This window comes from Leisingera sp. SA215, assembly GCF_055902035.1.
On record NZ_JBVVXU010000001.1, the window covers coordinates 160,210 to 173,555 of the forward strand.

General features: G+C 61.2%; 15 protein-coding genes. 11 read left to right on the forward strand and 4 right to left on the reverse strand.

Going from position 1 to position 13,346, the window contains the following annotated elements; all coding sequences use genetic code 11:
* Positions 1–114 precede the first annotated feature (114 nt).
* From yajC to AC0KW6_RS00810, 10 genes are all read left to right on the forward strand, one after another.
* Positions 115–399 (forward strand): preprotein translocase subunit YajC, encoded by a 285-nt coding sequence (gene yajC, locus AC0KW6_RS00765; RefSeq protein ID WP_024089858.1) that lies wholly within the window; start codon positions 115–117, stop codon positions 397–399.
* A gap of 34 nt (positions 400–433) precedes the next feature.
* Positions 434–2,095, forward strand: a complete 1,662-nt coding sequence (gene secD / locus AC0KW6_RS00770; RefSeq protein ID WP_323776408.1) for a protein translocase subunit SecD — start codon at positions 434–436, stop codon at positions 2,093–2,095.
* Between the two features lies 1 nt (position 2,096).
* A complete protein-coding gene (gene secF, locus AC0KW6_RS00775; protein ID WP_323776410.1) occupies positions 2,097–3,065 on the forward strand; it encodes a protein translocase subunit SecF in 969 nt (322 codons plus the stop codon).
* The gene (locus AC0KW6_RS00780) at positions 3,058–3,810 is read left to right on the forward strand and encodes a sulfite exporter TauE/SafE family protein (protein ID WP_323776412.1); all 753 of its coding nucleotides are present in this window, start codon (positions 3,058–3,060) and stop codon (positions 3,808–3,810) included. The genes secF and AC0KW6_RS00780 overlap by 8 nt, the downstream gene beginning before the upstream one ends.
* Before the next feature lie 12 nt (positions 3,811–3,822).
* Complete coding sequence (locus AC0KW6_RS00785; protein WP_323776413.1) at positions 3,823–4,176, forward strand: Mth938-like domain-containing protein; 354 nt, start codon at positions 3,823–3,825, stop codon at positions 4,174–4,176.
* 87 nt (positions 4,177–4,263) lie between these two features.
* Positions 4,264–4,878: a heme ABC exporter ATP-binding protein CcmA gene (gene ccmA / locus AC0KW6_RS00790; protein WP_323776414.1), complete on the forward strand. Its 615-nt coding sequence runs from the start codon at positions 4,264–4,266 to the stop codon at positions 4,876–4,878.
* On the forward strand, positions 4,875–5,531 hold the full coding sequence (ccmB, locus tag AC0KW6_RS00795) for a heme exporter protein CcmB (protein ID WP_323776416.1): 657 nt from the start codon (positions 4,875–4,877) through the stop codon (positions 5,529–5,531). Before ccmA ends, ccmB begins: the two co-directional genes overlap by 4 nt.
* A 55-nt stretch (positions 5,532–5,586) precedes the next feature.
* Entirely contained in the window at positions 5,587–6,318 is a 732-nt protein-coding gene (locus tag AC0KW6_RS00800) for a heme ABC transporter permease (RefSeq protein WP_323776417.1), read from the forward strand.
* The gene (ccmD, locus tag AC0KW6_RS00805) at positions 6,318–6,473 is read left to right on the forward strand and encodes a heme exporter protein CcmD (RefSeq protein WP_323776419.1); all 156 of its coding nucleotides are present in this window, start codon (positions 6,318–6,320) and stop codon (positions 6,471–6,473) included. The genes AC0KW6_RS00800 and ccmD overlap by 1 nt, the downstream gene beginning before the upstream one ends.
* Positions 6,466–7,005, forward strand: coding sequence for a DsbE family thiol:disulfide interchange protein (locus AC0KW6_RS00810; protein ID WP_323776421.1), 540 nt, complete (start codon positions 6,466–6,468; stop codon positions 7,003–7,005). The genes ccmD and AC0KW6_RS00810 overlap by 8 nt, the downstream gene beginning before the upstream one ends.
* Before the next feature lie 116 nt (positions 7,006–7,121).
* On the opposite strand, the gene AC0KW6_RS00815 is transcribed toward AC0KW6_RS00810, so the two are convergent.
* The 3 genes from AC0KW6_RS00815 to acnA all read right to left on the reverse strand — a co-directional run bounded on the left by AC0KW6_RS00815 (position 7,122) and on the right by acnA (position 11,343).
* Positions 7,122–7,460 (reverse strand): DOPA 4,5-dioxygenase family protein, encoded by a 339-nt coding sequence (locus AC0KW6_RS00815; protein WP_474033824.1) that lies wholly within the window; start codon positions 7,458–7,460, stop codon positions 7,122–7,124.
* Positions 7,461–7,586: 126 nt separating this feature from the next.
* The gene (locus tag AC0KW6_RS00820) at positions 7,587–7,871 is read right to left on the reverse strand and encodes a hypothetical protein (RefSeq protein WP_323776424.1); all 285 of its coding nucleotides are present in this window, start codon (positions 7,869–7,871) and stop codon (positions 7,587–7,589) included.
* Positions 7,872–8,568: 697 nt separating this feature from the next.
* The gene (gene acnA, locus AC0KW6_RS00825; RefSeq protein WP_323776426.1) at positions 8,569–11,343 is read right to left on the reverse strand and encodes an aconitate hydratase AcnA; all 2,775 of its coding nucleotides are present in this window, start codon (positions 11,341–11,343) and stop codon (positions 8,569–8,571) included.
* A 233-nt stretch (positions 11,344–11,576) separates the two neighbouring features.
* Here acnA and AC0KW6_RS00830 point away from each other — a divergent pair, with 233 nt between their 5' ends.
* Positions 11,577–12,278: a DUF1223 domain-containing protein gene (locus tag AC0KW6_RS00830; protein WP_323776428.1), complete on the forward strand. Its 702-nt coding sequence runs from the start codon at positions 11,577–11,579 to the stop codon at positions 12,276–12,278.
* 9 nt (positions 12,279–12,287) lie between these two features.
* Here AC0KW6_RS00830 and AC0KW6_RS00835 read toward each other — a convergent pair whose 3' ends face one another.
* Complete coding sequence (locus AC0KW6_RS00835; RefSeq protein WP_323776430.1) at positions 12,288–13,220, reverse strand: lysophospholipid acyltransferase family protein; 933 nt, start codon at positions 13,218–13,220, stop codon at positions 12,288–12,290.
* Between the last annotated feature and the right edge of the window lie 126 nt (positions 13,221–13,346).

The window sequence follows — 13,346 nt, forward strand, 5'->3', positions numbered from 1 at the left end:
TCCCGGCTGCGCTTTTGCATTGCGCCAGCCTTGCAACCTATCCACCCAGCGCATAGGTTCCGCTGCAAAATTCCGGTGTGAAACCTCATGCCGCTTTGACAGAAGGAATATCCCATGGACAGTGGCGCAATCGCCCAATTTCTCCCGCTTATCCTGATCTTCGCGATCATGTACTTCCTGCTGATCCGTCCGCAGCAGAAAAAGGTGAAAGAGCATCAGAAGATGGTCGATCAGCTGCGGGTGCGCGATCAGGTGGTGACCCAGGGCGGCCTGATCGGCAAGGTGTCCAAGGTCAAGGAAGACGGCGAGATCGAAGTTGAAATCGCCGATGGCGTGAAAGTGCGCGTCATCAAGGCGACCATTGCCCAGGTGCTGAGCAAAACCGACCCCGTGTCGTAAGCTCAGACCGATAACATACTGAAAAGGCAGGGCAATGCTGCAAATTGATCTCTGGAAGAGGGTGCTGATCTGGCTGGTGTGTGCGGCCGGTCTGATGCTTGCCCTGCCAAACGGGTTTTATACCCGCGTCGAACAGGCCAACGATGCCGCGGCGGATATCATCGCCAAGGGTGAAACATCTGAGCGGCTTGAAACGGCGGGCCAATGGCCGGCCTTCCTGCCGTCAGGGCTGGTGAACCTGGGCCTCGATCTGCGGGGCGGCGCGCATCTGCTGGCCGAAGTGCAGGTCAGTGACGTCTATGAGGCGCGGATGGATGCGCTGTGGCCGGAGGTGCGCGATGCACTGCGGCCCGAACGCAGCACCGTCGGCACGTTCCGCCGCCAGCCGGGCAAGGCGGATGAGATTCGGGTGAAAATCACCAAGCCCGAAGGCATGGCCCGTGCGCTGGACGTCGTGCGCGAGCTGGCCAATCCGATTACCACATTAACCGGAGTGGGCGCCAACGACATCGAGGTTTCCGCTGAGGCTGGCGTCCTGGTGGTGCGCTTGAGCGAGGCAGAAAAGATCGCCTCGGACGACCGCACCGTGCGGCAGGCGCTGGAGATCGTGCGCCGCCGGATCGACGAGGTCGGAACCCGCGAGCCGACCATCCAGCGCCAAGGCGCTGACCGGATCCTGATCCAGGTGCCGGGCATTGGCTCTGCCTCTGAGTTGAAGGCGATCATTGGCACCACTGCGCAACTGACCTTCAATCCGGTTGTCGGCCGTGGCAGCGACAAAGATGCTGCACCGGGTATCGGTAATAAAATCATCCCGTCGCTGGACGAAAGCGGCATTTACTACACCATTGAAGCTGCTGCTGTGGTAACTGGTGAGGACCTGGTGGATGCGCAGCCGTCCTTCGATCAGAACGGCCGTCCAGCGGTGACCTTCCGCTTCAACACCTCGGGTGCGCGCCGGTTCGGCGACTACACCGCGGAAAACATCGGCTCTCCCTTTGCCATTGTGCTGGACGACGAGGTGGTCTCTGCCCCGGTGATCCAATCGCATATTCCGGGCGGTTCCGGCATCATCACCGGCAATTTCAGCATCGAGGAAAGCACCAATCTGGCGGTTCTTCTGCGCGCAGGCGCACTGCCGGCAGGGCTGGAATTCCTCGAAGAACGCACCATCGGCCCGGAACTGGGCCAGGACAGCATCGACGCGGGCAAGATCGCTACTATCGTTGCCTTCATTGCAGTGCTGGTGTTCATGGGGCTCAGCTATGGTCTTTTCGGTCTTTTTGCCAATGTGGCGCTGATCCTGAACATCGCGCTGATCTTCGGGATGCTCAGCCTGATCGGCGGCACGCTGACGCTGCCGGGCATCGCGGGTATCGTGCTGACGGTCGGTATGGCAGTGGACGCCAATGTGCTGATCTTCGAACGTATCCGCGAAGAGCTGAAGGCGGGCCGCGGCCCGGCCCGTGCCATCGACGAAGGCTACTCCAAGGCGCTGAGCGCCATCCTTGACGCCAATATCACAACGTTCATCACCGCGGTGATCCTGTTTGCCATGGGCTCCGGCCCGGTGCGCGGCTTTGCGATCACTCTGGGGCTTGGCATTCTGACCTCGGTGTTCACCGCGATCTTTGTCACCCGGCTGATCATCGTGATGTGGTTTGAACGGCGCCGTCCGAAAACGATTGAGGTGTAAGATGCGGCTGAAACTAGTTCCCGAGGGGACCTCTTTCGATTTCTTCAAGCTCTCCAAGCTGTGGCTGGGGATTTCCGCCCTGATGATGGTGGTTGCACTGGTCTCTTTTTTCTTGCAGGGGCTGAACTTCGGCATCGATTTCCGCGGCGGGACCACCATCCGCACCGAAGCATCCGAATCCGTGGACGTCGGCGCCTACCGCGACGCGCTGGCGGTGCATGATCTGGGCGATGTATCGATTACCGAAGTGTTCGATCCGACCTTCGAGGAAGACCAGCACGTCGCCATGATCCGCATTCAGGCGCAGGACGACGGCGAGGCGATCACAGGCGGTATGGTCGAGATGCTGAAACAGTCGCTGGACGCAGTGGCGCCGGGCATCAAGTTTGTTTCGGTCGAATCGGTCGGCCCCAAGGTCTCGGGCGAGTTGATCCAGACTGCAGTGCTGGCCGTGGCACTCGCGATTGCCGCTGTTCTGGTCTACATCTGGTTGCGGTTTGAGTGGCAGTTCGCCTTGGGCGCCGTGGCGGCACTGGTGCATGATGTGGTGCTGACCATCGGCGTGTTCTCGGAACTGCAGATCAAGTTCGACCTAGCCATCATCGCAGCCTTGCTGACTATTGTTGGTTATTCGCTGAACGATACTGTGGTTGTGTTCGACCGGGTCCGCGAAAACTTGCGACGCTACAAGAAGAAAGACCTGGCCGAGGTTCTGAACATCTCGATCAACGAGACCCTCAGCCGGACGGTGATGACCTCGGTTACCACGCTCTTGGCGCTGGTCTCGCTGTATGTGCTGGGCGGCGATGTGATCCGCGGCTTTGTCTTTGCAATGATCTGGGGTGTTCTGGTCGGGACCTATTCGTCCGTGTTCGTGGCCTCCACCATTCTGCTGAGGCTGGGTGTGAAGCGTGACTGGTCGAAACAAGCAAACACCACCGGCAATCAGTTCTCGAACATCGATGCTTGAGACCTTTCAGGCAACCCTGGCCACACCGGGGCTGTTCTGGCTTTTCCTGACTATTGGAGCCGCGGGTCTTGTCCGCGGCTTCACTGGTTTTGGCACCGCAATGATCTTTGTGCCGGTGGGGGCGCAGTTCCTGCCGGCGGCGGATGTGGTGTTTCTGATGGTGCTGATGGGGGTGTTTTCCACCATCACCCTGTTCCCGCAGGCCTGGCGCCAGGCCGACAAGGCTGAGGTTGGTGCGCTGGCGATGGCCGCTGCGGTTACAGTTCCCGCTGGTCTGTGGGTGATGTCGCAGATGGATCCGCTGACATTGCGCTGGCTTGCCGCCGGGGTAATCGGGGTGACGCTGGCAGCTGTGGTCTCCGGCTGGCGCTGGCAGGGGCGGTTGGGCTGGCCTGGACGGTTTGGCATCGGTGGAGCGGCTGGCATGGTCGGCGGCATGACCGGTTTGACAGGACCGGTGGTCATTGTCTTTTATTTGGCAAATGTGCGCGATGTGGCGCGGGTCAGGGCCAATACAATTGTGTTTCTGGCCGCCCTTGATGTGGTGATTGCGGTTAACCTGATCTTTGGCGGGCTGGCCAGCCTGCAGGCGGTCGTTCTGGCGGCTCTGCTGGGCGTGCCTTACGTGATCACCACCCTGACCGGAAAGGCGCTGTTTGATCCCAAGCTGGAAAAGCCCTACCGCTTGGCCTCCTATTCCGTGATTGCGCTGGCCGTGTTATCCAGCCTTCCGGTGTTTGACTGAAAGGATCCCCGAATGCGCTTGAATGAAGTGAGCTATACGGACGCACAGCCGGTTGATGGCTATGGTGCCGGGTTCTTCCGCATCGGCGGGCAGGTGCATCAGGGGGCGGTGCTGACCTCAGCTGCGGGGACCGCGGCCTGGGGCGGTTATGCGGATGCCAAGCCGTTGCTGGCGCTGGCAGGAGAGATCGACGTGCTGTTCATAGGAACCGGCGCCGAGATTGCCCATATCCCGGCGGAGCTGCGCAAGGTGCTGGAAGGGGCCGGTCTGGGGGTCGAGGTGATGAACTCCCCCGCGGCCTGCCGCACTTATAATGTGCTGCTGTCCGAGGGGCGCCGGATTGCCATAGCGGCGCTGGCGGTCTGAATTTCTTAAGATGTGATTGACCTGCCGCTAAGCGGGCTGCGGCTGAATGGCTTTTGATGCGCAAGCACAATGGGATAAGCGAACTTCATGACATTGACTGTGACGGATCTGAGCGTGGCGCGCGGTGGCATCCCGGTGCTGGAAGGCCTGAGCTTTGCGCTGGATCCCGGCAAGGCGCTGATCCTGCGCGGCCCGAATGGCATTGGCAAGACCACGCTGTTGCGCACCGTCGCCGGGCTGCAGCCGCCGCTGAAAGGCCGGGTGGAAGGCGCCGAGGATCAGATCGCCTATGCCGCACATTCCGACGGGCTGAAGCCGACGCTGACGGTGGCCGAGAACCTGACCTTCTGGGCCAGCGTCTTTGGCCGCAATGGGATCGAACAGGCGCTGGACGGGTTTGACCTGCAAGGATTGCGCGACCGGCAGGCGGGGGCGCTGTCGGCGGGACAGAAACGCCGCCTCGGCCTTAGCCGGATGCTGGTCACCGGGCGGCCGATCTGGATCATGGATGAGCCGACGGTGAGCCTCGACAAAACCTCTGTCGCGATGTTTGCAAATGCCGTGCGGGCGCATCTGGGGCAGGGCGGATCTGCCTTGATTGCCACCCATATCGATCTGGGGCTGGCAGCCGGGGTGCTGGATGTCGGTCCCTTCAAGGCCAAGCCAATGGCGCTGGATGATTTCGACGGAGGCTTCCTGTGATTGCGCTTCTGATGCGGGATCTGAAGCTCGCTTTCCGCGCGGGCGGCGGCTTTGGCCTGGGTCTTGCGTTCTTCCTGATCGTGACCGTGATGGTGCCGTTTTCCGTTGGCCCGCAATCCGAGCTGCTGGCCCGCATTGCGCCGGGTGTGTTGTGGCTGGGCGCGCTGCTGGCCTGCCTTTTGTCGTTGGACCGGCTGTTGGCGCTGGATTGGGAGGACGGCTCGCTCGACCTCTTGGCCACTGCACCGCTGCCGCTGGAAAGCACCGTGACAATCAAGGCGCTGGCCCATTGGATCACCACCGGCCTGCCGTTGGTGATGGCGGCGCCGGTGCTGGGGCTGCTGCTGAACCTGCCTGTTGCGGGGTTCCAATGGCTTGTGGTCTCGTTGCTTCTGGGTACCCCGGCGCTGAGCGTCATCGGCACCTTTGGCGCGGCGCTGACAGTGGGGCTGAAGCGCGGCGGCCTGCTGATGTCGCTATTGGTGATGCCGCTCTATGTGCCGACGCTGATCTTCGGCTCCGAAGTGGCCCGCCGCGGGGCGGAAGGAATGACAGTACAGACACCGCTTCTGATGCTGGCGGGAATCTCCGCCGCCTCCATTGCATTGCTGCCGTTCGCCAGCGCCGCCGTACTGCGCGTCAATTTGCGCTGACCGAATGCCTGCCTCGTGAATTGAGAAACCCGAGAACAAGAGCTAAATAGCCAACATGTCGATCTGGGAATACGCCAACCCGAAGAAGTTCCTGGCCACCACGGAAAAGGTGATGCCGGCCTTATGGGTCAGCTCTGCGGTACTGATTTCCGCGGGCTTGACCTGGGGCTTCTTCTTCACGCCTGACGATTACCGTCAGGGCTCCACCGTCAAGATCATCTTCCTGCATGTACCCTCGGCGCTGATGGCGATTAACGCCTGGTTCATGATGCTGGTCGCTTCGCTGGTCTGGGTGATCCGCCGCCACCACGTCAGCGCGCTGGCCGCCCGTGCTGCCGCCCCTGTGGGCATTGTCATGACCGTGATCGCGCTGATCACCGGCGCGATCTGGGGCCAGCCGATGTGGGGCACCTGGTGGGCCTGGGATCCGCGGCTGACGTCCTTCCTCGTGCTGTTCCTGTTCTACCTCGGCTACATCGCCCTGTGGGAGGCGATCGACAATCCTGACACTGCCGCTGACCTCACCTCGATCCTGTGTCTGGTCGGCTCGGTCTTTGCCGTGCTCAGCCGCTATGCTGTCAACTTCTGGAATCAGGGGCTGCACCAGGGTGCATCGCTGTCGCTGGACAAAAAGGAGAACGTGGCAGATGCGTTTTCCAACCCGCTGTATGTCTGCATGGCAGGATTTGTGCTGTTGTTCATCGCCTTGGTGTTCTACCGCACCGGAACTGAAATCCGCGCCCGCCGCATCAAGGCATTGATGGCGCGTGAACGGCTGGAGGCCTGATGCCCGATCTTGGAAAATACGCCGATACTGTGCTGTCGGCCTATGGCGCCTCGCTGCTGCTGCTGCTGGCGCTGGTAGTGCTGACAATCCTGCGCGGCCGCAAGGTGCGCCGGGAGATGGAAACATTGGAAAGCCGGGTGAAACGCAATGGCTAAAATCTCTCCGCTGATGGCGGTCCCCGGTGTTGTGTTCGCCGGTTTTTTCGGTCTCGCCCTGGTGGGCATGTTCCGCGAGGACCCCGACAGCCTGCCGTCCGCGCGCGAAGGCCAGCCTGCACCGCCGGTGGTGCTGGATGAATTCCCGGGCAAGGAGTTGTTCAGCGACGCTACCCTGCGCGATGGCAATGTGAAGCTGGTGAATTACTGGGCCAGCTGGTGTGCGCCCTGCCGGGCCGAGCATCCCAACCTGGAGGCGCTGACCAAGGAAGGTGTCCCCGTCTATGGCGTCAACTATAAGGATCAGCTGGCCAACGCCGCGGCTTTTTTGGACGAGCTGGGCGATCCCTACACAGCAATCGGCAGGGATGAGAAGGGCCGCATGGCGATCGACTGGGGCCTGTACGGCGTGCCGGAAACCTATGTGGTGGACGGCGAAGGCAAGATCGTGCTGCGCTTTGCCGGGCCGATCACCCAGCGGGTGATCGAAAACACCCTGCGCCCGGCTATGGCGAAGGCGGCGGGCCAGTGAGCCTTATGCTGGTTAACCCGGGGCGGCGCTGCTGAAATCCAGCTCCTTTGATGACAGCGCGCAGACAAGCCGTTTGCTTCACAAGAGCCGCCAGCCCGGTGAACTTACGATGCGGTTCAGCCGAAAATGCTGAGATCCAGCGCCAGCCCGGTCCCCAGCCAGATGGCGTGATCCCGATGATCCGCCAGGGCGTCGCCGGTTTCCGGATGGGCAAAGACGATCAGGCCATCGCGGTTCAATGCCAACCAAGGCAGCAGCTTGGAAAACTGCTCCGGGCTGGCCGCCAATTGGCAAGACCACTTGGGATGCGGTCCGACGGGTTTTTGATGCATGCGCCCCATCTCCAAGCCAAAATGCTCAGCGGCACGCTGGCAAACAGCGCGGGCCTGGGCGAAGCTGTGTTCATCAAAGTAGATATGGGCGTGATAGCCGGTGATGCTGTCTGTGTGTTTCATGCCGCCAGTATTTCCGGCGCGACAGCCCAAGGCAATCAGCAGATTGCGAACAGCCCCTGTGCAGCGCAAGGCTGAACCCGGCTGTGCGGGGGACGGTGACGCGCTGTCAAAGCGAAGGCCGGGGTTTCAGGGCACCGAGAAAGTCCTGAAATCCTGTTCCCGCCGCATGGTGGCGCTGCGGGCGTCCAAATCGCCGCGTTCCGCACGCCAGGTCAAGTAGCGCTCCAAATGGGCATTCGACTCCCATAGGTGGAAAACGGCAATTTCAAAACGCGCGCGGTTAATGCCCGCATGGGCTTCGATGCAGCCAGGAAAGCACCGGGTATCCGGAAGCATCTCCAGAACCGCTTCGACGTGTTCGTCGAAGGTGTCCACATCCGGGTAAACGACTGCTATCACAGCTTCTTTCATGTCTTGAAACCCGGCCTCTGAAGTGCTGTTGCGAGGGATAAAAGGTGCATCCAGAATTATTATTTACATGACTGGACCGGGGGGTACAGCAGGTATCACCGCCAGGATGGTATCGCCTGAGTTGTGCATGTGCCTGGCCGTTACAAGGCTGCAATCCAATTGCAGTTTCTACCATGTAAGTGAGGGATGGCTCATAAGCATGAGGCAAGCGGGAGCGGAAATTTGCAATCCTGCTAACTGAATATTGCACGCAGGGCGATGGCAGGGAGAGACAAAACACCGGCTGGGTTCAGCGAAGTACTGCCTGCATGAACTGCTAACAGGCAAGGTGAAGCCCGTGAAGCCGACGGCATCCTTCCATTGAACAAATCACCAGGGTGCACGACCTTCCTGGCCCCTGCAGAGCTGATGTTACTGCAGGCCAACGCATTCCGCTACGGCTTCGAGCGCTATCCGCAAGGGTTGGATATGGACGAAGGGTATTCACAGAGTTCCCGGCTGCGGTTGGGAATGGCGAATTGGCTGCGTGATGAATCTGGCTGTCTTCAACCGGCCAATGTCCGAACTGCAGGCAGCTGGCGCGATTGCAGAGATCCCGCGCAGAAGCACCCGCGCGCAGTAACCGGGATTGTTCGCTGCAACCCTGACGTAAGAAGGGCGCCCGTTGGGGCGCCCTTTCAGAACTTATCTAGCAGCCTTACGACTTGGCCAGGTTGCGCAGCACGTAATGAAGCACGCCGCCGTGTTCGATGTATTCGATCTCCGGCGCGGTATCGATCCGGCACTTCAGCGTGATGGTCTTCACGGTGCCATCGGCAAAAGTGATGTCGCAGGGCACGGCCTGCTGAGGCTCGATGGTGTCCAGACCGCGGATCGAAACGGTTTCCTCCCCGGTGAGGCCCAGCGACTTGCGGGTGTCGCCGCCGGTGAACTCGAACGGGATCACGCCCATGCCGACCAGGTTCGAGCGGTGGATGCGTTCGAAGCTTTCGGCTATCACGGCCTTGACGCCCAGCAGAGCGGTGCCTTTGGCTGCCCAGTCGCGCGACGAGCCCGCTCCATACTGTTCACCACCGAATACCACCAGCGGGGTGCCGTCGGCCTGATGCGCCATCGAGGCGTCGTAGATCGAGGTCTGTTCGCCATCGGGGCCCTTGGTATAACCGCCCTCGACGCCGTCCAGCATCTCGTTCTTGATGCGGATGTTGGCAAAGGTGCCGCGCATCATGATCTCGTGGTTGCCGCGGCGCGAGCCATAGGAGTTGAACTCACGCGGCTGAACCTGACGCTCCAGCAGATATTTGCCGGCCGGGGTGGTGGTGGCAAAGGAGCCCGCAGGCGAGATGTGGTCGGTGGTGACCATATCGCCCAGCACCGCCAGAACCTTGGCGTTCTCGATGTTCGAGATGGTGCCCGGCTCGGTGCCCATGCCCTGGAAATAAGGCGGGTTCTGAATGTAGGTCGAGGCTGCGGGCCAGTCATAGGTCTCCGCGTCGGTGATCTCGACGGCCTGCCACTTTTCGTCGCCCTTGAAAACATCGGCGTATTTCGACTGGAACGCCTCGCGGGTCACAGTCTGCTCGACCAGATCGGCGATTTCCTTCTGCGTCGGCCAGATGTCCTTGAGGTAGACGTCGTTGCCGTCCTTGTCCTGGCCGAGCGGTGCGGTGGTGATGTCGACATTCATGTCGCCAACCAGCGCATAGGCCACGACCAGCGGCGGCGAGGCCAGATAGTTGGCGCGCACGTCCGGCGAGATCCGGCCTTCGAAGTTGCGGTTGCCCGACAGCACCGAAACACCGATCAGATCATGATCATTGATGCATTTCGAGATTTCCTCGGCCAGCGGGCCGGAGTTGCCGATGCAGGTGGTACAGCCGTAGCCGACCAGGTTGAAGCCGATGGCATCCAGGTCCTTCTGCAGGTCCGCCGCTTCGAGATACTCGGAGACCACCTGCGAACCCGGCGCCAGCGAGGTCTTGACCCAGGGCTTGCGGGTCAGGCCCAGCGCGTGCGCCTTTTTCGCCACCAGACCCGCACCGATCATCACGTAGGGGTTCGAGGTGTTGGTGCAGGAGGTGATCGAGGCGATCACGATCGAGCCGTCGTGCAGCTGGTAATTGCCGTTTTCGGTGGTGACGTAGCCCAGCTTGTGGTGGCCTTCGTTGCCGGGGATTTCCTGCGGCTCGGGCTGGCCGCCCTCGGCCTCCCAGCGGCCCTCGGCGCGGGCGCTTGCGTCCTTGGCGCTGCGCTGGCCTTCCACATATTTGTGAAATGTGGCCGCGGCAGTGTCCAGCGCGATATAGTCCTGCGGCCGTTTCGGGCCGGAGATCGCGGGCACGATGGAACCCATGTCGAGGCTCAGGGTGTCGGTGTAGATCGGGTTGTAGGTCTCGTCGCGCCAGAAGCCGTTTTCCTTGGCATAGGCCTCGACCAGCGCGATGCGGTCCTCATCGCGGCCGGTGTTGCGCAGGTAGCGGATGGTTTCGGCGTCGATCGGGAAAAAGCCGCAGGTGGCACCGTATTCCGGCGCCATGTTGGCGATGGTCGCCCGGTCGGCCAGCGGCAGCTTGTCGAGACCGGAACCGTAGAATTCGACGAACTTGCCGACCACACCCAGCTCGCGCAGCATTTCCACGACCTTCAGAACCAGGTCGGTGCCGGTGGTGCCTTCGGTCATCTCGCCGGTCAGCTCGAACCCGACAACCTCGGGGATCAGCATCGAGATCGGCTGGCCCAGCATCGCCGCTTCGGCCTCGATACCGCCAACGCCCCAGCCCAGCACGGCCGCGCCGTTGACCATGGTGGTGTGGCTGTCGGTGCCGACCAGGGTGTCGGGATAGGCGACTTCATTGCCGTCCTGGTCGGTGTCGGTCCAAACCGTCTGGGCCAGATATTCCAGGTTCACCTGGTGGCAGATGCCGGTGCCCGGCGGCACAACGCGGAAGTTGTCGAATGCGGTCTGGCCCCATTTCAGGAATTGGTAGCGCTCCATGTTGCGCTCGTATTCGCGGTCAACGTTCATCTGGAACGCGCGCGGGTTGCCGAACTCGTCGATCATCACCGAATGGTCGATCACCAGGTCGACGGGAACCAGAGGGTTGATCTTGGCGGCCGAGCCTTTCAGGCCGACGATGCCGTCGCGCATTGCGGCCAGGTCCACAACGGCGGGAACACCGGTGAAGTCCTGCATCAGCACGCGGGCCGGGCGGTAGGCGATCTCGCGCGGGTTCTTGCCGCCCTTTTCGGCCCACTCACCGAACGCCTTGATGTCATCAGTGGACACGGAAAAGCCGCCGTCCTCGAAGCGCAGCATGTTTTCCAGCACCACCTTCAGCGCGGCCGGCAGTCTGGAGAAATCGCCAAAGCCGGCTTCAGTGGCTGCTGGGATGGAGTAAAAAGAGATCGACTTGCCGTTGACGCTGAGCGTTTTGCGCGCTTTGGCATTGTCCTGTCCGACGGTGATAGGCATGTTTGGCCTCCCTCAAGGATTTGAAATCGGGGAATTCGCTGCCAGCTAAATGCATGAGGACGATTAAGCATTCAATAGCCCAATCGACGCAGGGGGCACTTTTGTATGCAATAGTACACATTTTTTCAGTGCAACGCCGCTTCCACTGCTCAAATCCGGCTCAAAAATGATTGATTGGCGTATCTGCAGGCACACCATTAGACCAGAAGCCTAACAAACGCAGCGGGCGATTCATGAAAATTCTGGCGTCGATAGCAGCATCTTTGGCACTGGCCTTGCCGGTATACAGTCAATCGGCTGCGGAACCCGTGGTGGTGGAGCTTTATACCTCGCAGGGGTGTTCGTCCTGCCCTCCGGCCGATGCACTGTTGCATGAGCTGGCTGCGCGCAAGGATGTGCTGCCGCTGGCATTGCACGTGGATTACTGGGATTACATCGGCTGGAAGGATCAATTCGCCAAGCCGTCCCATACCAAGCGGCAAAAAGGCTATGCGCATGCGGGCGGCCGCAGGATGATCTATACGCCTCAAATGATCATCATGGGCCAGGATGATGTGGTCGGTGCCGATGCCATGAAAGCGGACGGCGCCATTGGCAAACACCAGTCGCGGCCGCGTCCGGTGTCGCTGTCGCTCGAGCGGAATGGCGAGGATCTGGTGATCCGGCTGCAGCCACGGGTGCAGATGGGGGATACGAGGCTGCTGGTGCAGCTGGTGCGCTACACGCCCGAACGGACCATTACGATCACCCGCGGTGAACTGGCGGGCAAGACCTTGAGCTATGCCAATGTGGTGGAAGACTGGCAGATCACCGCGGAATGGGACGGGGCAGGGGAGCTGGAACTGTCCGTCCCGGTGCCAGGAAGCCGGCCCGCTGCCGTATTGGTGCAAGAGGCGCCCTTTGGCCGTATCATTGCCGCTGCCCGGGCCGAGTAGAAACTGGCCTCAGCCCGCCTCGGGATTTGCCTTTCTGCCGGGCTTGGATACCGGCACATAGGGTTTCCAGCGCCGGTGGATCCAGAACCATTGGCCGGTGTGCTTGCGCACGATGGCTTCCAGATCCGCGCTCAAGGATTTGGTCATGGTAAGCGGATCTGAATGCGGGATCTCGGCGCTCATCACGATCTCAAAGTCCAGACCGTTGTCCTGGCGTACGGCATAGACAGGGATCACAGCGGCGCCGAATTTCAGCGCCAGTTCGGCCGGCACAGTAGAAGTGACTGCAGGCTTGCCGAAGAAATCGATCAGCTCTCCGCCCTGGGCGTGCAGATCGGTAACGATGGCCGCGATGCCGCCCTTTTTCAGATGCCGGACCAGCTCGACCATGCCGCGCTTGCCCTGCTCGAACAAGGGTTCGCCGTTGCCTTTGATGGCGGCAACATAGTGGTCATTGAAATAGGGGTTGGCCATCCGCCGGTAAAGCGCGCCCATCTCGAAACCACGGGCGAACAGGGCCGCGCGGGCAGCGTCATAATTGCCGAAATGAGCCGTTGCCAGCAGCACCGGGCGTCCTGCCGCCCGGGCCTCTTCCAGCGCTTTCAGGCCAGGGCCGGTAATGGGTGCTGCCTTGGCGCGGTCGTGAAAGGGGGCGCCGGCATAGATTTCGGCAATCATCCGGCCCGCATTGTTGCTGACGTCCCGGTACAGCGAGTCCGGGTCGATTTCTGACAGTTCGGGGCTGACAAGATCCAGGTTGATGCGGACCCGCTTGTCGAACCCGGCCAACCGGCCCATGGCCGTCACCAGCCGGCCCATCAAGGGCACTCTCAGCCGATAGGGGATCAGCCGCGTGCAGACCAGCAGCCCGCGCAGAAACAGGTTGCTGCCATAATATTTGACATGGCTCCAGGTGGAGAGCTCGGAAGGATCTACAGGCATGGCGTCTGGATGGCTGCGGCGCGGAAATGCGCCTGGAAGTCCGCATCATACGCAGCCGGAACGGCAGGTACAAGCAGCTCGCAGGCGCGGGCAGAATGGACCGCCCAGCTGCAGCGCCGGAAAGAG

Coding starts and splice junctions, on each gene's coding strand:
- yajC (WP_024089858.1), top strand. CDS start 115: ATGGACAGTGGCGCAATCGCCCAATTTCTCCCGCTTATCCTGATCTTC.
- secD (WP_323776408.1), top strand. CDS start 434: ATGCTGCAAATTGATCTCTGGAAGAGGGTGCTGATCTGGCTGGTGTGT.
- secF (WP_323776410.1), top strand. CDS start 2,097: ATGCGGCTGAAACTAGTTCCCGAGGGGACCTCTTTCGATTTCTTCAAG.
- AC0KW6_RS00780 (WP_323776412.1), top strand. CDS start 3,058: ATGCTTGAGACCTTTCAGGCAACCCTGGCCACACCGGGGCTGTTCTGG.
- AC0KW6_RS00785 (WP_323776413.1), top strand. CDS start 3,823: ATGCGCTTGAATGAAGTGAGCTATACGGACGCACAGCCGGTTGATGGC.
- ccmA (WP_323776414.1), top strand. CDS start 4,264: ATGACATTGACTGTGACGGATCTGAGCGTGGCGCGCGGTGGCATCCCG.
- AC0KW6_RS00800 (WP_323776417.1), top strand. CDS start 5,587: ATGTCGATCTGGGAATACGCCAACCCGAAGAAGTTCCTGGCCACCACG.
- ccmD (WP_323776419.1), top strand. CDS start 6,318: ATGCCCGATCTTGGAAAATACGCCGATACTGTGCTGTCGGCCTATGGC.
- AC0KW6_RS00810 (WP_323776421.1), top strand. CDS start 6,466: ATGGCTAAAATCTCTCCGCTGATGGCGGTCCCCGGTGTTGTGTTCGCC.
- AC0KW6_RS00815 (WP_474033824.1), bottom strand. CDS start 7,460: ATGAAACACACAGACAGCATCACCGGCTATCACGCCCATATCTACTTT.
- AC0KW6_RS00820 (WP_323776424.1), bottom strand. CDS start 7,871: ATGAAAGAAGCTGTGATAGCAGTCGTTTACCCGGATGTGGACACCTTC.
- acnA (WP_323776426.1), bottom strand. CDS start 11,343: ATGCCTATCACCGTCGGACAGGACAATGCCAAAGCGCGCAAAACGCTC.
- AC0KW6_RS00830 (WP_323776428.1), top strand. CDS start 11,577: ATGAAAATTCTGGCGTCGATAGCAGCATCTTTGGCACTGGCCTTGCCG.
- AC0KW6_RS00835 (WP_323776430.1), bottom strand. CDS start 13,220: ATGCCTGTAGATCCTTCCGAGCTCTCCACCTGGAGCCATGTCAAATAT.